Raw genomic sequence first — 17,321 nt, forward strand, 5'->3', positions numbered from 1 at the left:
GGTGTGGGGTGTCTGCGGGCAGCGGGGGCTGGGGTGGGGGCCTTGTCGCTCGCCCGCGCCGGCGGGGTGCCGCTGCGCCCACCCGTGCCGCCAGGGGGTACCCCCTGCTCGAAGAGCTCGGGGGAGACACGACTGCCCGCAGCTGGGGCGGAGGGGGCGGGTGCGGGTTAGTGGGGGGGGCGGCGCGGCTGGCCGTAGCTGGGTGGGCGGCGGTAGCCGAGTGCGGGTGGGTGGGGGTGGCGCGGCTGGCCGCGGCCGGGGGAAGTCGGGTGGGTGGCGTCCCGCCGAGTGGTGTAGCCATGCCGGCCGTGTGGCTCCGCTCAGGGTCGAGACGGCGCCGGCCGGCTCGTGCGGCCGCAACGCGTGCTGCTCGCGGGCGTAAGCACCCCGATCCGGTGCCGAGGCGAACGCGTCGGCCAATTGACGTGCGGAGTCAAGAGCCCTGCGCCGCTACACCACTCGGCGGGACACCAGCGTCGGGTGCGGGTGAGTGGTGGGGTGTGGAAAGGGCGCCTCCTGGGGGAAGCGCCCTTGGATATGTGCGCCGGGGGTGAGTGGGCGGCGGGGTTGGGGCGTATTACTCCGCGGCCGCTGTTTCCGGGGTGTCCATGAGGATGGTGCGGCGGGGGTTGGCGGTCTGGGTGGGGAGGTCGGTGGGGTGGGTTTGGGGGGTGGGGTGCAGGTCGACGGCGTCCTTGAGGTGGGCCAGGGTGGTGCGGCGGGGGTTGGCGATCTTGCGGGACATCGTCGTCGTCTCCACGGTCGTGTCGGATATGCCGAATCTGTAAAGCGTCAGGCTAAACATGGCATTCCCGGGGAAGTCACGGAGGGTGGGACGGGTGGGTGTGAGTTTGCTCACGGGACAGCCGTCAAACCGGTCAATTCAGGCCCGCAAGTGAACGTAATGAAACGGACATTGGTCGAGTGAAGCACTCATTCCGCTCCTGATCATGGCGACTGGGACACCTTGATCGAGAGACCGGTTCGGGGGGAGTTGGGGCAGTTTAGGGGGATAGAAATCTACGGGTGGTGAGCGGTGGCGTACGCGCCGTCACGGATGTCACAGCCCGGCCAACAAGCCTTGTTGGAGATCCGGCACTGTGCTGGAATCTCACGGACCGCCGCGGGATCGAGCCGGCGCGCAGGGGGCGCACAGAAGCGCCGAGTGGCGGCGAGATAGGGGGAACCAGCGCCGGGTCACTCAACGACCATCCCGGGGGGCGTATTTCAGGGCGCCCCTCACAGACGCCGACACCGCCTGTCCGTTCACTCGGAAAGGCGCCTGGTCCAGAGGTTGCGACGCTAGTGCAGGGACGATTCAAGAGGGACGGCAGTGCCCCGGCAGGGCCGGAGCCGCGCGGCGGGACTGGCGCCAACACGGTCAGCTCCTCCCCCCAGCACGCCCAGAACCCGGGTTCCCCCACCCAGGCAGGCGACGGCAAGAGCCGACCCGGCGGCGGCCCCACGGCCCCGCTGACCCCCACCGCCGTCCCCCCGATACCCCCGGTCAAGGCGGCCAAGGGCGACACCGGCAACCGCGTCGCCCTGCGCAACTGGCGTATCTCCACGCGTCTCGTCGCCCTGCTGACCCTCCCCGTGGTCGCGGCGACCACCCTCGGCGCGCTGCGTATCAACCAGTCGATGGAGGACATCCAGCAGCTCGACAACATGCGGCTGCTGACCGACATGACGAAGCAGGCGACCGAGCTGTCGATCGCCCTGCAGAACGAGCGCGACCGCTCGGCCGGTCCCCTCGCCCACGGCGGCGGTGCGAACGACATCACCGTCAAGGGCCTGCGCGCGACGACCGACCGCTCGCTGGACTCCTTCGTCAACGCGTCCGAGGAGATCGACGCCACCAGCCGCAACGGCAACCTCCAGGGCGTCCGCGACAACCTCGTCGGCCTGGTCGGCGACCTCGGCAACCTGGCGAAGCTGCGCTCGACGGCGTACACGGCGTCCGGCAACTCGATGCAGACGGTCGAGGGCTACCACCGGCTGATCAGCCGCCTGGTCGACCTGTCCCAGGACATGGCCGAGGCCACCTCCAACCCGGAGATGATCCAGCGCACCCGCGCCCTGGCCGCGTTCTCCTCCGCCAAGGAGTACTCGTCGATCCAGCGCGCCGTCCTGACGGCCGCGCTGCCCACGAACAGCACCACCTTCGGCGACCTCAGCGACAACGACCGCAACTACGGTGAGACGGCCGTCGAGGGCGAGGACTCCGAGCTCGCGATCTTCCGCTCGATCTACGGCAGCGAGGGCGCCGAGTCGCTGCTCAAGCCGATCGAGTCGGGCAACGCGACGATCAAGGAGGCCGACGAGTACGCGGGCCGCGCGTTCGCCTCCAAGAGCGGTCTTGAGTCGCAGGACAAGCGGTCCTACCAGGACTGGCTGGACGCCTCGGGCACCAAGCTCCAGCAGATGAAGAACATCGAGTCGCAGCTCCTGGAGGACATGGAGCAGAAGGCCCGTGAGCTGCGCAACGAGACCGAGCGCGACGCGATCATCTCCGGTGTCCTGATCCTCCTGGTGCTCGGCGTCTCGCTGGTCGGCGCGTTCGTCGTCGCCCGGTCCATGATCCGCTCGCTGCGGCGCCTCCAGGAGACGGCCACGAAGGTCGCCCAGGAACGCCTGCCCGAGCTGGTCAAGCAGCTCTCGGAGTCGGACCCGCAGGACGTCGACACGTCCGTCGAGTCGGTCGGTGTGCACTCCCGGGACGAGATCGGCCAGGTGGCCGCGGCCTTCGACGACGTGCACCGCGAGGCCGTCCGGCTCGCCGCCGAGCAGGCCCTGCTGCGGGGCAACGTCAACGCGATGTTCACCAACCTCTCGCGCCGCTCCCAGGGCCTCATCCAGCGTCAGCTGTCGCTCATCTCCGAACTGGAGTCCCGCGAGGCCGACCCGGACCAGCTGTCCTCGCTGTTCAAGCTGGACCACCTCGCGACCCGTATGCGCCGGAACGGCGAAAACCTCCTCGTCCTCGCGGGTGAGGAGCCCGGCCGGCGCTGGACGCGTCCGGTGCCGCTGGTCGACGTGTTGCGTGCCGCCGCGTCCGAGGTGGAGCAGTACGAGCGGATCGAGCTGGCGTCGGTGCCGACGACGGAGGTCGCGGGCCGGGTCGTCAACGACCTCGTGCACCTCCTCGCCGAGCTGCTGGAGAACGCCACCTCGTTCTCGTCGCCGCAGACCAAGGTCAAGGTCACCGGTCACGCGCTGCCCGACGGGCGGGTGCTGATCGAGATCCACGACACGGGTATCGGCCTCTCCCCCGAGGACCTGGCCGCGATCAACGAGCGGCTGGCCTCGCCGCCGACCGTGGACGTGTCGGTGTCCCGGCGCATGGGTCTGTTCGTGGTCGGCCGGCTCTCCCAGCGGCACGGCATCCGCATCCAGTTGCGGCCCTCCGACTCCGGTGGCACGACCGCGCTGGTCATGCTGCCGGTCGATGTCGCGCAGGGCGGCAAGAAGCCGCAGCCGAAGCCCGGTCAGGGCGGCGCCCCGGCCGGTGGTCCGGCCGCCGCGCAGGCCGCCGCCGGTGCCGCCGCGGCCCGCCGTCAGAGCGGGCAGGGCGGTCAGGGCGGGCCGCAGGCTCCCGGCGCGTTCGGGAGTGGTCCGGCCGGTGTCGGCGCGCCCGGCAAGGGCGGCAACTTCGGCTCCGGGCCCGGTGGTTCGGGGTCCGGCGGTGCGTTCGGGGACTCCGGTGCCTTCGGCGGGTCCGGCGCGTTCGGCGCGGGTCCGGCCGGCAACGGCAACGGCAACGGCGGGTTCGGTGCGGGTCCCGGGGGCGGTGCCCTCGGTGGCGGTCCACGGACCGCGCTGCCCGGACGGGACGGCGCTCCGGCGCGCGGTCAGCAGCAGGGCGGGCGGCCGTCGGCTCCCGCGCCCGCCGGTACCGGCGCGTTCAACGGGCTCCAGGCCGCTCCCCCGCAGGGCCAGGACATGTTCGGCGGCGGTACGCGTCCGCCGCGCGGCAAGGACGGCCAGGGCGAGCAGGGTCGCGGCCGGCAGCCGCAGCTCCCGGCGCGCGGTGGTCCCCGTGCCGAGCTGCCGGGCGGCAACCCGCCGCCGCGCACGCCGAGTTGGGGCGACGACAGCGCCCGCACGCCGGCGCTGGACGCGCCGCGTGGGCACGACGAGCCGGAGGTGGCGCGCACCTCGCAGATGCCGCGCGTCGAGGGTCCCGGCTCGACCGCCGAAATACCCAGGATCGACGCGGACTTCGGGCGGCCTGGCACCGGTCAGGCGCCCAACTCCGGCCAGCAGACGGGGCAGTTCCCCGCGCTGGGCGCGCCGCAGCCGCAATCGCCATCGCAGGGCAACGGCAACCGGCGCGGCGTCCAGGACGACTTCCAGGCGACGAGCCAGTTCCCGGCGCTCGGCGCTCCGCAACAGGGCGACGGCCAGGGCCAGTTCGGGCGTCCGGGGCACAACCCGCTGGACAACGGCGGGCAGTTCCAGCGGCCGGACGTGTTCGGGACCGGCCAGCAGCCGACCGCACCGCAGTCGAACGCGCAGCAGTCGGGCGCGCCTCAGCACAGCACGCCGTCGCAGCACAGCACGCCGCAGGCGGGCGCGCCCCGTCAGGGGTACGACGGTTCGTCGACCGGGCAGCACGCGCTGCCGGGGGCGCGGGCCAACGGGTACTCCGCCCGGCCGGAGCCGGAGGCGCTGCCGCCGGCCGGTCCCGGGGACGGGCGTACGCCGCTGTACGACACGCTGGAGACGAACTGGTTCCACCAGCAGGGCGGCCAGGTCCAGGGTGCGCAGGGTGTGCCGCAGCAGCCGCAGGCCCAGGCACCGGCTCCGGCGGCCACGCCCGCTTCCGCGCCGTCGGCTCCTACGTCGTCGTCCGCGCCGTCGGCTCCGCAGCGGCCGGCCGCCTCTCCGGCGTCGTCGTCGTGGCGGTCGACGCCCAATGACGAGCTGGTCCGGCAGGCCGAGCGGGTGCGGCAGCCCGCGTCGGGCGGGATCACGACGTCCGGTCTGCCGCGCCGGGTGCCCCGGGCGAACCTCGTGCCGGGCACCGCACAGCAGCAACAGCATCAAACGGGTCCGCAGGTCTCGCGCGCGCCGGACGACGTGCGCGGCCGGCTGACCAATCTCCGTCGGGGCATCGCTCAGGGCCGTCAGGCCGGGAGCGGTCAGACAGACAGCTTCCCGAGCCCCACTCACCAGCAGGAGCGTTAGTTGAGTCAGATGAGCCAGGCGGCACAGAACCTGAACTGGTTGATCACCAACTTCGTGGACAACACCCCGGGCGTCTCGCACACGGTGGTGGTGTCCGCGGACGGGCTCCTGCTCGCGATGTCCGAGGGCTTCCCGAGGGACCGCGCGGACCAGTTGGCGGCGGTCGCCTCCGGGCTGACCTCGCTGACGGCGGGCGCGTCCCGGATCTTCGAGGGCGGCAGCGTCGCGCAGACCGTCGTGGAGATGGAGCGAGGGTTCCTCTTCCTCATGTCCGTCTCCGACGGTTCCTCGCTGGCGGTGCTGGCCCACCCGGAGTGCGACATCGGCCTCGTCGGCTACGAGATGGCGCTGCTCGTCGATCGCGCGGGCGCGGTACTGACGCCCGATCTGCGAGCCGAACTGCAAGGCAGTCTGCTGCACTAGACCGCCCCGGCACCACCCACCTCACCAAATCACCGTCCGGTCGGCACAAACCCCCCACCGGCCAGTACTGACGGCACGAGACCGAGACTTGCTTGTCCCGCCCGGAGGATCCATGACCCCGCCCACCGCCCATCATGATCCGTACGCGGACCCGTACGCGGACGAGGGCGACCAGCCGCTGGTGCGTCCGTACGCGATGACCGGTGGCCGGACCCGGCCGCGCTATCAGCTCGCGATCGAGGCGCTGATCAGCACGACGGCCGACCCGGCGGCGCTGATGGGGCTGCTCCCCGAGCACCAGCGCATCTGCCATCTGTGCCGCGAGGTGAAGTCGGTGGCCGAGGTGTCGGCGCTGCTGGCCATGCCGCTCGGGGTGGCGCGGATCCTGGTCGCGGACCTCGCCGAGGCCGGTCTGGTGGCGATCCACCAGCCGGGCGGCGACGAGAACAACGGTGGCGCTCCGGACGTGACGCTGCTCGAAAGGGTGCTCAGTGGACTTCGCAAGCTCTGACGGGGGACGGGCCACCACCTCCGCGAAGATCGTGGTGGCGGGCGGCTTCGGCGTGGGCAAGACCACGTTCGTGGGCGCCGTCTCCGAGATCAACCCGCTGCGTACCGAGGCCGTGATGACGTCCGCGTCGGCGGGCATCGACGACCTGACCCACACGGGGGACAAGACCACCACCACGGTGGCGATGGACTTCGGGCGTATCACGCTCGACCAGGACCTGATCCTGTACCTGTTCGGCACGCCGGGGCAGGACCGGTTCTGGTTCATGTGGGACGACCTGGTGCGCGGGGCGATCGGGGCGATCGTCCTCGTCGACACGCGCCGGCTCGCGGACTGCTTCCCGGCGGTCGACTACTTCGAGAACAGCGGGCTGCCGTTCGTCATCGCGCTGAACGGCTTCGACGGCAGTCAGCCGTACTCGCCGGACGAGGTGCGCGAGGCGTTGCAGATCGGGCCGGACACGCCGATCATCACGACCGACGCGCGGCATCGGGCCGACGCGAAGTCGGCGCTGATCACGCTGGTGGAGCACGCGTTGATGGCGCGTCTGCGCTAGGTGATCAAGTGGAGGCTGCCGTAGGGCAGTTGTCGTAGGCCGATCCGGAGCCGACTGTGGCCTTTGACACGGTCGGCTCCGGTGTTCATAACGTTTCGGCAGAGGAATCGGGTGGTACCGACACGCGTCGCGTTCGTGCGGTACCGCTGTGCGCATGGCAGCCCCGTCTTTTGACGGGGCTCGCTCTGTATGACCGTTTTATGCGCGCTTTACATCACACGCAATCGGCTCTTCTCACTGTTTGGAAGAGCACTGTTCGCCATGCTGGAATGCCTGAACTGCCCAATAGTCAATGACGTAACCAAGTAGGTCGCGGTCGTTGGACGGCTGGGCGTTGAGACACTGCCGCCGAGAGGTTGTTGGTCGAGTGAGGCGAAGCAAGAAAAGTCCCGAGCCTGAGGCCCGGGGCAACTTCACCCCGCCGCCGCGCGGAGCGGCGACCGCCCCTGTTCCGGGCTCGGAGCCCCAGGCAGCGCCCGCCAAGAGCGGCGGCCGGCTGTCTCCCCGCAACTGGCGGGTGCCGACCCGGCTGAACGCGATCCTGCTCATACCCGTGGTCGTCGGCCTCGTCATGGGTGGCTTCCAGGTGAAGAACTCGATCGACACCTGGCAGGAGGCGCAGGACGCGGAGAACACCGCGAAGCTGGTGCGCGCCGCGCTGTCCTACTCCAACGCGCTCCTCGTCGAGCGTGACGTCACCGCCGCGCCGCTGCTCCAGGGCAAGGGCGAGAACGACCCGACGGTGGTCTCCGCCCGCAAGGCCACCGACAAGGCGTCCGACGAGTTCGACGCCGCCGCGCAGAGCATGCCGGACCGGGCCAACCTCGTCCGCAGGCTGGAGGGCTTCCGCAAGGTCGAGCCCCAGCTCCAGACGCTCCGCGCGAACGCCTACACCGCCAAGATGACCGGCGTGAAGACGGAGGAGGGGTACGTCGAGGTCGAGCACAAGCTCCTGGAGTTCTCCAACGAACTCGGTCTCGGCACCGGCAACATCACCTCCTACGGCCGCACGGTCTACGCGCTCGCACTCGGCCAGGGCGCGCTGTCCCTCCAGCGGTCCATCGGCATGCACCTGCTGATCAAACCGGGCACCAGCCAGACGAGCCTGTCCCAGCAGCGGGTCGCCCTCACCTCGTACGCGTACCTGGAGAACATCGCGACCCAGGAGTACCAGAGCGGCGGCACCGCCGAGGACATCGCGAAGCTGACCGCGGCGCAGAAGCAGATCGAAGTCGACGCCGCGACGATGATCAACGAGCAGAAGGCCAAGAACCCGGACTACGTCGCCCCGCCGGCCGACCCCGTGCAGTTCCTGACCGCGATCGCCTCGATCGACTCGACGGACGCGAGCAAGCGGGCCGCGCTCGCCGAGCAGGGCGTGACCGCCGAGAACTGGTGGGCGCTGACGACCCTGAAGTTCGACGCGTACCGCAAGATCGAGTCGGGGCTGACCAACACCGCGGTGAACGAGGCGTCCGACATCGCTTCCAACGCCCAGCGTGACGCGTACATCACCGGCGCCATCGTCGTCGTCGCCCTGCTGCTGGCGTTCATCCTGGCCAGTGCCGTCGCCCGGCAGATGTCCCGGTCGATGCGGCAGCTGCGCAACGCGGCGTTCGGGATCGCCGAGCAGCGGCTGCCGATGCTGGTCGACCAGCTCTCGCGGACCGACCCGGGCCGGGTGGACACGCGGGTCGCGCCGATCCCGATCAACACGACGGACGAGATCGGCGAGGTCGCCCGCGCCTTCGACCAGGTGCACCGCGAGGCCGTCCGGCTGGCCGCCGAGCAGGCGCTGCTGCGGGGCAACATCAACGCGATCTTCACGAACCTGTCGCGCCGCAACCAGTCGCTGATCGAGGGCCAGCTGACCCTGATCACCGACCTGGAGAACAACGAGGCCGACCCGGACCAGCTGGAGAACCTGTTCCGCCTGGACCACCTCGCGACCCGTATGCGGCGCAACGGCGAGAACCTGCTGGTCCTCGCCGGTGAGGAGCCGGGCCGCCGCTGGGACCAGCCGGTTCCGCTGGTCGACGTGTTGCGCGCCGCCTCCTCCGAGGTGGAGCAGTACGAGCGCATCGAGCTGTCGGGCGTGCCGGAGGCCGAGATCCACGGCCGCGCGGTGACCGACCTCGTGCACCTGCTGGCCGAGCTGCTTGAGAACGCGACGACGTTCTCGTCCCCGCAGACCAAGGTCCGCGTCACCGCGACCCGGCTGCCCGACGGCCGTGTGATGATCGAGATCCACGACAAGGGCATCGGTCTGACCGCCGAGGACTTCGCGGACATCAACCACAAGCTGGCCAACCCGCCGACCGTGGACGCCGCGATCTCGCAGCGCATGGGCCTGTTCGTGGTCGGGCGGCTGTCCGACCGGCACGGCATCCGCGTCCAGTTGCGCCCCTCGGGCGAGCAGGCGGGCACGACGTCGCTGGTCATGCTGCCGGACGCGATCACGCACGGCGGCGGTGGCGAACAGCAGCCGGAGCAGGACCAGTTCACGGTCTCGCAGATCATCCCGGAGCAGCAGTTCGGCAAGGGCGGCCCCGAGGGCTTCGGCGGCGGCCAGCCGCAGCAGCCGATGCGGACGGCGGCCGAACTCGGCTTCGACGACACCCGCTACGAGGTGCCGGACGACATCCGCGACCTGGACCCGGTGGGCCGTTCGCTGATGCGCGACGAGCGGCGCGCGGCGCTGGAGTCGCCGCAGCCGCGCCCGGACACCTCCTTCGGTGGTCCTGACGCCGCCTTCGGTGGGCCGGACGCCTCCTTCGGCGGGCCGCAGGCCCAGCAGCCGGCGCATCCGCAGCCGACGCGGGAGACCCCGCTCTACGGCGATTCCTTCACGGATTCTCCGCAAGTCACCCAGCAGACTCCGCAACTCCCCTACGAATCCGCGCAGAACGGCTTCGACGGGGCCCCCACGGGCTTCGCGGAGCAGCCGCAGGCCCCCCAGTCCCCCTACGGTGCGCAGGCGCCGTACGAGACGACACAGCAGACCCCGTACTACCCGCCCCAGCAGGGCGACGGGTTCGCGCTGGGCGGCGGGTACCCGGAGCCGGCCGCCGAGGAGCGCTCCCCGGCCGCGTCGAACGGATACCCGGCGTTCGAGGAGCCGTCCTACCAGGACGACTGGCCGCAGCAGGGCGACTACCGCAACGGCTACCCGGACCAGTACGCTCCCGAAGCGGAATCCGCGCAGGTCGCTGACGCGGCCGAGGCGGAGCCCGTAGGCTTCGACCGTCCGGGTCCGGCCCCTTCCGCCGCCCAGTCGCTGACCGACGCCGGGCTTCCGCGCCGTGGCGGCGCGGCCGGTGGCGGCGCGGTGAACGGTGGCGGTACGGCCGGGGCACCCGGTGGCGGGATGAGCGGCGGTGGGGTGAACGGCGCCGCGCAGCCCGCGCAGCAGGAGACGGCGGCGGCGTCCGACGACGGTGGGGAAGGCTCATGGCGTTCCGCGAACGACGAACGCTGGCAGCAGGCTTCGCAGTTGCGCAAGCCCAAGGCGGGCGGGGTCACCTCCTCCGGCCTGCCCCGGCGGGTGCCCAAGGCCAACCTGGTCGAGGGCGCGGCGGAGGCCACCCCGCAGGGGGGTCCGCAGATCTCCCGTGCCCCGGAGGACGTCCGAGGCAGGCTGAGCAACCTGCGCCGGGGTGTCCAGCGCGGGCGCAACAACGCAGGCAGTGAAACGAACGGCCAGGGCTTCGGCCCTGACAGCACCTACAACCAGGAGCGTTAGTGTGAGCCCGATGAGCCAGGCGGCACAGAACCTGAACTGGTTGATCACCAACTTCGTGGACAACACCCCGGGGGTGTCCCACACGGTGGTGGTCTCCGCCGACGGCCTCCTTCTGGCGATGTCCGAAGGCTTTCCCCGCGACCGTGCCGACCAGCTCGCGGCCGTCGCCTCCGGTCTGACGTCCCTGACGGCGGGCGCCTCCCGGATCTTCGAGGGCGGCGCCGTGAACCAGACGGTCGTGGAGATGGAGAGGGGATTCCTCTTCATCATGTCCGTATCCGACGGCTCCTCGCTGGCGGTGCTGGCCCACCCCGAGGCGGACATCGGCCTCATCGGGTACGAAATGGCCCTTCTGGTGGACCGTGCCGGTTCGGTCCTGACGCCCGACCTTCGTGCGGAGCTCCAAGGGAGCCTGCTCAACTAGCAGACGGACGGTGCGTATTGACGTCCCGAGGCCGTAGGGTTTCGGGACGCGGCTCCACACACGGTGCGGGGCCCGGCACAGTCGGAGGAGGAGAGAAAGTGGCAACACCCCCAGGCGGTTCCCATCCGGGCGATTGGTCCTACGGCTCCGGCCACGGCGAGAACGCCCCGAACCCGAACCGCTACAACTTCCCCTCCGCACCGAGCCAGCCACGGCAGCCGTACGCCCCGCAGGGCCCCGGCCCCTCCCCGTACGACCAGCAGCCGGCCGCGCCGCGCATCCAGCCGGTGCAGCCGCCGCAGCGCCGCGCCCCCGAGCCGTCGCCCGCCGGTTCCTCGCACAACCCCCTGGTGCGTCCGTACGCCATGACCGGCGGCCGGACGCGCCCGCGCTACCAGCTCGCCATCGAGGCGCTGGTGCACACCACCGCGCAGCCGCACCAGATGCAGGGGCAGTTGCCCGAGCATCAGCGGATCTGCAACCTCTGCCGCGAGATCAAGTCGGTGGCGGAAATCTCCGCCCTGCTGACCATTCCTCTCGGCGTGGCCAGGATCCTCGTCGCCGACTTGGCGGAGGCGGGCCTGGTCGCCATCCATCAGCCCGGCGGCGACGAGAACGCCGGAGGCCAGCCAGACGTGACACTGCTCGAAAGGGTGCTCAGTGGACTTCGCAAGCTCTAGCGGCGGTCCTTCCCGCTCCACCACCTCCGCGAAAATCGTGGTGGCGGGCGGCTTCGGCGTGGGCAAGACCACGTTCGTTGGTGCTGTCTCGGAGATCAATCCGCTGCGTACCGAGGCCGTCATGACGTCCGCTTCCGCGGGCATCGACGACCTCACCCACACGGGGGACAAGACGACGACGACCGTCGCCATGGACTTCGGCCGTATCACGCTCGACCAGGACCTGATCCTCTACCTGTTCGGCACGCCCGGCCAGGACCGGTTCTGGTTCATGTGGGACGACCTGGTGCGCGGGGCGATCGGCGCGATCGTCCTCGTCGACACCCGCCGGCTCGCCGACTGCTTCCCCGCCGTCGACTACTTCGAGAACAGCGGGCTCCCCTTCGTCATCGCCCTCAACGGCTTCGACGGGAACCAGCCGTACTCGCCGGACGAGGTCCGCGAAGCCCTCCAGATCGGGCCCGACACGCCGATCATCACGACTGACGCGCGGCACCGGGCCGACGCGAAGTCGGCGCTGATCACGCTGGTCGAGCACGCGCTGATGGCCCGGCTCCGGTAGCCGACGTCCCGAGGGGCCCCTTCCGTCGCGTTTCCGGCGGAAGGGGCCCCTTCGTCGTGCTCCCCTGCCACACTCGTCTCCCAGGGGGTGTTTCCCAGGGGGTGGGGCATGAGCGTCGAAGTGGCCGCCGTGCGGCTCGGGCAGACCGTCGCGACCAGTGCCGTGCGGCTGTGGCTCGGCGGACGCCGGACCGAGCAGGAACGCCGGGCCGGGATGGGCGAGTTGATCCGACTCCGGGTGCCGGGGCTGCGTGCCCGGCGGAGTGTGGAGCGGCAGTTCGAGGAGATCGCGGACGCGGTGGCGGCGCGCGTGGAGCCGTTGCTGGCCCACGAGTTCGCGGGGCTCGCGGAGAACGAACGGCTCGCGGCGGTGCAAGCGGTGACCGACACCTTCGGCCGGGCCGACCTCTCCGACGCGTCGGTGTTCGAGTCCGACGCGGATCCGGTGGAGCTGGAGCGGCGGATCCGCAGCGAGGTGCCCCGGCCCGCGGGGCTCGGTGAGGCCGCCGAACGCTACTACGACACGTTGTTCGCGGAGTGCTGCGACTGCTACGTACGGATCCTGCGCCGACTGCCGGTCTTCACCGAGCGCGCGGTGAGCGAACTCCTCTCCCGCACCACGTCGTTGGGGGCGGAGCTGGCCCGGGTGCTGGAGCGGCTGCCGGTGCGGTCGCTGTACGCGCCGGACGGGTCGGACGAGGACGCCGGGTTCCTGCGGGAGTACCTGGGGCTGGTCAGCCGCTCGCTGGACGAGGTGGAACTGTTCCAGGCGGCCTCGGAACGGCCGCCGCGCACGAAGCTGTCGGTGGCGTACGTGAGTCTGCGCGCCTCCGGGGACCACGTGACGCGCCCTCGCTCGCTGCCCCGGCACGGTCTGCGTGACTGGCAGGAGTCCGAGGGCACCGGCATGCGGGTGGAGGCGGCGCTGGCCGGCGCCTCCCGGGTGCTGTTACGGGGCGAAGCGGGCTCCGGCAAGACGACCTTGATGCAGTGGCTGGCCGTCATGGCCGCCCGGGGCGGTTTCTCCGGCTCGCTGGAGAGCTGGAACGGCCTGATCCCCGTCCTGGTCAAGCTGCGCCGCTACGCGGGCCGTCCGCTGCCCGCCCCGGAAGCCCTGCTGGACGGCGTCGCCGGTCCCCTCACCGGGCACCTGCCCAAGGGCTGGATGGATCGTGCGCTGCGGGACGACCGTGTCCTGCTGCTCGTCGACGGGGTGGACGAACTCCTCGCCGACGAACGCCGGGCCGTGCGGGAGTGGTTGCGGGGGCTGCTGCTCGCCTATCCCGGCGTCCGGACCATCGTGACCTCACGGCCGTCCGCCGCCCGCACGGACTGGCTGCGCGCGGAGGGGTTCGTCTCCTTCCAACTGGACCGCATGGCCCCGGCCGACCTGACGGCGTTCGTCCGGCAGTGGCATCGGGCCGTGCGGGAGCAGGGGGACGAGTTGCCCTGTGCCGTGGAGGAACTTCCCACGTTCGAACGGGCGTTGCTGACGAGCCTGCGGGACCGGCCGCACCTTCGCTCCCTCGCCGCGAACCCGCTGCTCGCCGCGCTGATCTGCGCCCTGCACCTGCTCAAGGGGGACCAACTCCCCCGCAACCGCATGGAGTTGTACGCCATCGCGCTGGAGACGCTGGTGCAGCGGCGGGACGCGGACCGGCGCGTGCCCAGCGCCCTCGCCTCGCCGCTCGGGCTGCCGGACAAGCTGTGTGTGCTGCGGAACCTCGCCTGGCGGCTGTCCGACAACAACCGTACGGAGATCGGGGTGGAGCAGGCCGTACGGTTCGTGTCGGCGCGGCTGGCCACCATGCGGCACCTCGACGGGGTGCCGGGTGACGACGTCCTGGACCACCTGATCGCCCGGTCCGGGGTGCTCCGCTCGCCCGTCGAGGGCCGCGTCGACTTTCTGCACCGGACCTTCCAGGAATACCTCGCCGCCCAGGACGCGGCCGACGAGGACAACATGGGGAACCTGGTCGGGCGTGCGCATCTCGACCTGTGGCGGGAGACGATCGTGATGGCCGCGGGGCACGGGAATCTGCGGCAGCGGCGGGAGTTGGTCGGCGGGATCCTCGACCGCGCGGAGGCGGAGCCTCGGTATCGGCGCCGGCTGCGGCTGTTGGCGGCTTCGTGTCTGGAGACGATGCGTACGGTGCCCGGCGAGGTGGTCGGGCGGCTGGACGAGGCGATGGAGACGCTGTTGCCTCCTCGGCGGGAGTCGGAGGCGGTGTCGTTGGCGGCGGTGGGGCCGCCTCTGGTGCCGTGGTTGCCCAAGTCCTTGGAGGGCCTGACTCCCAAGGCCGCTCGCCAGACGGTTCGGGCGGCGGCGCTGGTGGGGGGTGCGGCGGCGATGGAGCGGTTGGCGGGGTACGTCGGCGCCGGTGTTCATGACGAACTGGTCGACGCCTGGGAGTACTTCGATCCCGACGAGTACGCGGAGACGGTACTGGCGAAGCTCCGGCTGGAGAGGCGGCCTGTCAGAGTGCAGCATCCCGCGCAGTGGCCCGCGCTGACCCGGCTCCGGCATGCGCGTCACGTCCACATCAGGTACGGGTTCACACACGGATTAGGTGCCGTCCGAGCACTCGGCGACCTGGAAACGCTCTGGATCACACACCTGCTTGAGGACAACGACCTTTCACCGCTGCGGAAGTTCACGGCCCTCAGAAACCTGGTTCTCTGTCGCGACGACGTCCTGCCCTTGGTGGACTTGGGGCCGCTGAGCGACCTGACGAAGCTCACCAACCTCCAGTTGCAGGACTGGGGTTCACTGCCCAGCCTGGAGAACATTCCGGCGTTGGAGAGGCTGACAAGCCTGGGGCTGGGCATGCTCGACTCCGACGACGACCTCAGTCCCCTGGCCGGACACCGTCGCCTGCAGTGGCTCTTGCTTCAGGGCCGCAGCATCCCTCGTGGGCTCGACAGCCTGGCAGCCCTCGGCGATCTGACGAGTCTGGAACTGCACCACTTCGACCTCACCCGATGGCTGCCCTCCGCCGCCTACCCCCCTGGGCTCCGCAGGCTCGGTCTCCACGGCACCGTGCTGCCCGCCGACCTGTCACCCGTCGGGACGATCCAGGGGTTGCGGGAATTGGACCTGCATTATTGCCGCACACCTGATGGATCACGCCCCGCCCTGCACACCCTCGCCCGAAGCCCGGACCAGCCCAAGCTGGTCGTCACCGTCGGCCGAGGTGCACCCCGCCCCACCGACATCCCCGGCGTCCAGGTCAAATACCGCTGACAGCCCCGCCCTCCCAAGGAGAACGGGGCTGTCGGAGAAGCGTCCGGCTCAGCGCCAGCTGTGCGGTGCCCTGAACCCGTTCTCGCGCTCAAGCCGACGCCAGCCGGCCCGTACGCGGCCTCGGTGTGCCGGGGTCTCGGCGGGGCGGGCGGCGGCGCGGGCCAGCAGGATCGCCGTGATGGCGGCGACTTCCTCGGGCTCGGCGTTGCCCTTCTCGACGCGGATGTCTGGGGTCGTCATAGGAAGAGTCTCCGTGAGAGAGGTTTCCGCAGGGTTACTGCGGGGGGTTGCCGTGCTTGCGGGACGGCAGGTCCGCGTGCTTGGACTGGAGCATCTGGAGGGACTTGATGAGGACTTCGCGGGTCTGCGCGGGGTCGATCACGTCGTCCACGAGGCCGCGTTCGGCGGCGTAGTACGGGTGCATCAGCTCGGCCTTGTACTCCTTGACCATGCGTGCGCGCATCGCCTCGGGGTCCTCGGCGCCGGCGATCTGGCGGCGGAAGATGACGTTGGCCGCGCCCTCGGCGCCCATGACGGCGATCTCGTTGGTGGGCCAGGCGTAGGTGAGGTCCGCGCCGATGGACTGGCTGTCCATGACGATGTAGGCACCGCCGTACGCCTTGCGCAGGATCAGGGAGATGCGCGGGACGGTGGCGTTGCAGTACGCGTAGAGCAGCTTCGCGCCGTGGCGGATGATGCCGCCGTGTTCCTGGTCGACGCCGGGGAGGAAGCCCGGGACGTCCAGAAAAGTAACGATCGGGATGTTGAAAGCGTCGCACATCTGCACGAAGCGCGCAGCTTTTTCGGACGCCTCGATGTCGAGGACGCCGGCGAGAGTCTGGGGCTGGTTGGCGACGATGCCGACGACCTGGCCGTCGAGGCGGGCGAGCGCGCAGATGATGTTGCGGGCCCAGCGCTCGTGGACCTCGACGTAGTCGCCGTCGTCGACGATCTCCTCGATGACCTTGGTCATGTCGTAGGGGCGGTTGCCGTCGGCGGGGACGAGGTCGAGGAGGACGTCGCTGCGGCGGTCGGCGGGGTCCGTGGAGTCGACGCGCGGGGGGTTCTCGCGGTTGTTCTGCGGGAGCAGGGAGAGCAGGTACCGCACCTCCGCGATGCACGTCTCCTCGTCGTCGTAGGCGAAGTGGCAGACGCCGGAGGTCTCCGCGTGGACGTCGGCGCCGCCGAGGCCGTTCTGGGTGATCTCCTCGCCGGTGACCGCCTTGACGACGTCGGGGCCGGTGATGAACATCTGCGAGGTCTCGCGGACCATGAAGACGAAGTCGGTGAGGGCGGGGCTGTAGGCCGCGCCGCCCGCGCAGGGGCCGAGCATCACGGAGATCTGCGGGATGACGCCGGACGCCTTGGTGTTGCGCTGGAAGATGCCGCCGTACCCGGCGAGGGCGGAGACGCCCTCCTGGATGCGGGCGCCGGCGCCGTCGTTGAGGGAGACCAGGGGCGCGCCGGCCGCGATGGCCATGTCCATGATCTTGTGGATCTTCGTGGCGTGGGCCTCGCCCAGCGCGCCGCCGAAGATGCGGAAGTCGTGGGCGTAGACGAAGACCGTGCGGCCCTCGACGGTGCCCCAGCCGGTGATGACGCCGTCGGTGTAGGGCTTCTTGGCCTCCAGGCCGAAGCCGACCGCGCGGTGCCGGCGCAGTTGCTCGACCTCCTGGAAGGAGCCCGGGTCGAGCAGCAGCTCGATGCGCTCGCGGGCGGTCAGCTTGCCCTTGGCGTGCTGCGCCTCGGTCGCCTTCTCGCTCGGCCCGGCCAGCGCGGCGGCGCGGATCTCGTGCAGCTCGGCGACCCGGCCCCGCGCGTCCGTCGGCTCACCCGTGGCATCTTCCAAAACGGTCATGTAGTGACCATACGAAGTGCGCCGAGGATTGCGAGACGTCGACTCTGCACAGTCTCCGGCCCGTTTTCCTGGTACCCCTGAACAGAAGCCGAGGTCGGTGCAGGTCTTCCGACTGTTTCAGGGGGCCGCGCG

The 17,321-nt window shown here is 70.7% G+C and carries 12 protein-coding genes; 9 read left to right on the forward strand and 3 right to left on the reverse strand.

The window, feature by feature from the left end; genetic code table 11:
* Positions 1–577: 577 nt before the first annotated feature.
* The gene (locus IAG44_RS11305; protein ID WP_187747005.1) at positions 578–760 is read right to left on the reverse strand and encodes a hypothetical protein; all 183 of its coding nucleotides are present in this window, start codon (positions 758–760) and stop codon (positions 578–580) included.
* Between the two features lie 545 nt (positions 761–1,305).
* Between IAG44_RS11305 and IAG44_RS11310 the strand changes: the two genes are divergently transcribed.
* From IAG44_RS11310 to IAG44_RS11350, 9 genes are all read left to right on the forward strand, one after another.
* Positions 1,306–5,190 carry a sensor histidine kinase gene (locus tag IAG44_RS11310; protein WP_187747006.1) on the forward strand — a complete coding sequence of 1,295 codons (3,885 nt, stop codon included), beginning with the start codon at positions 1,306–1,308 and terminating at the stop codon, positions 5,188–5,190.
* 9 nt (positions 5,191–5,199) lie between these two features.
* Positions 5,200–5,613, forward strand: coding sequence for a roadblock/LC7 domain-containing protein (locus IAG44_RS11315; protein WP_003993189.1), 414 nt, complete (start codon positions 5,200–5,202; stop codon positions 5,611–5,613).
* Between the two features lie 112 nt (positions 5,614–5,725).
* Entirely contained in the window at positions 5,726–6,124 is a 399-nt protein-coding gene (locus IAG44_RS11320) for a DUF742 domain-containing protein (protein WP_055721152.1), read from the forward strand.
* Positions 6,105–6,680, forward strand: a complete 576-nt coding sequence (locus tag IAG44_RS11325) for a GTP-binding protein (protein ID WP_010354691.1) — start codon at positions 6,105–6,107, stop codon at positions 6,678–6,680. The genes IAG44_RS11320 and IAG44_RS11325 overlap by 20 nt, the downstream gene beginning before the upstream one ends.
* Positions 6,681–7,047: 367 nt before the next feature.
* Entirely contained in the window at positions 7,048–10,422 is a 3,375-nt protein-coding gene (locus IAG44_RS11330; RefSeq protein WP_187747007.1) for a nitrate- and nitrite sensing domain-containing protein, read from the forward strand.
* Between the two features lie 10 nt (positions 10,423–10,432).
* Complete coding sequence (locus IAG44_RS11335; RefSeq protein WP_007384910.1) at positions 10,433–10,846, forward strand: roadblock/LC7 domain-containing protein; 414 nt, start codon at positions 10,433–10,435, stop codon at positions 10,844–10,846.
* Positions 10,847–10,944: 98 nt separating this feature from the next.
* A complete protein-coding gene (locus tag IAG44_RS11340; RefSeq protein ID WP_187747008.1) occupies positions 10,945–11,526 on the forward strand; it encodes a DUF742 domain-containing protein in 582 nt (193 codons plus the stop codon).
* On the forward strand, positions 11,507–12,088 hold the full coding sequence (locus IAG44_RS11345; protein ID WP_029183992.1) for a GTP-binding protein: 582 nt from the start codon (positions 11,507–11,509) through the stop codon (positions 12,086–12,088). Before IAG44_RS11340 ends, IAG44_RS11345 begins: the two co-directional genes overlap by 20 nt.
* Before the next feature lie 108 nt (positions 12,089–12,196).
* Positions 12,197–15,331: an NACHT domain-containing protein gene (locus tag IAG44_RS11350; protein ID WP_187747009.1), complete on the forward strand. Its 3,135-nt coding sequence runs from the start codon at positions 12,197–12,199 to the stop codon at positions 15,329–15,331.
* Positions 15,332–15,379: 48 nt separating this feature from the next.
* Here the strand turns inward: IAG44_RS11350 and IAG44_RS11355 are convergent, their stop codons facing one another.
* Both IAG44_RS11355 and IAG44_RS11360 read right to left on the reverse strand, forming a co-directional pair.
* A complete protein-coding gene (locus IAG44_RS11355; protein WP_187747010.1) occupies positions 15,380–15,571 on the reverse strand; it encodes an acyl-CoA carboxylase subunit epsilon in 192 nt (63 codons plus the stop codon).
* Between the two features lie 34 nt (positions 15,572–15,605).
* Complete coding sequence (locus tag IAG44_RS11360) at positions 15,606–17,189, reverse strand: acyl-CoA carboxylase subunit beta (RefSeq protein WP_187747011.1); 1,584 nt, start codon at positions 17,187–17,189, stop codon at positions 15,606–15,608.
* Between the last annotated feature and the right edge of the window lie 132 nt (positions 17,190–17,321).

This window comes from Streptomyces roseirectus (assembly GCF_014489635.1).
GTDB classification, from domain to species: Bacteria; Actinomycetota; Actinomycetes; order Streptomycetales; family Streptomycetaceae; genus Streptomyces; species Streptomyces roseirectus.

Bases quoted from the DNA above. Each gene is read 5' to 3' on its own strand.
- IAG44_RS11315 (WP_003993189.1), top strand. From the start codon at position 5,200: ATGAGCCAGGCGGCACAGAACCTGAACTGGTTGATCACCAACTTCGTG.
- IAG44_RS11320 (WP_055721152.1), top strand. From the start codon at position 5,726: ATGACCCCGCCCACCGCCCATCATGATCCGTACGCGGACCCGTACGCG.
- IAG44_RS11335 (WP_007384910.1), top strand. From the start codon at position 10,433: ATGAGCCAGGCGGCACAGAACCTGAACTGGTTGATCACCAACTTCGTG.
- IAG44_RS11350 (WP_187747009.1), top strand. From the start codon at position 12,197: ATGAGCGTCGAAGTGGCCGCCGTGCGGCTCGGGCAGACCGTCGCGACC.
- IAG44_RS11355 (WP_187747010.1), bottom strand. From the start codon at position 15,571: ATGACGACCCCAGACATCCGCGTCGAGAAGGGCAACGCCGAGCCCGAG.
- IAG44_RS11360 (WP_187747011.1), bottom strand. From the start codon at position 17,189: ATGACCGTTTTGGAAGATGCCACGGGTGAGCCGACGGACGCGCGGGGC.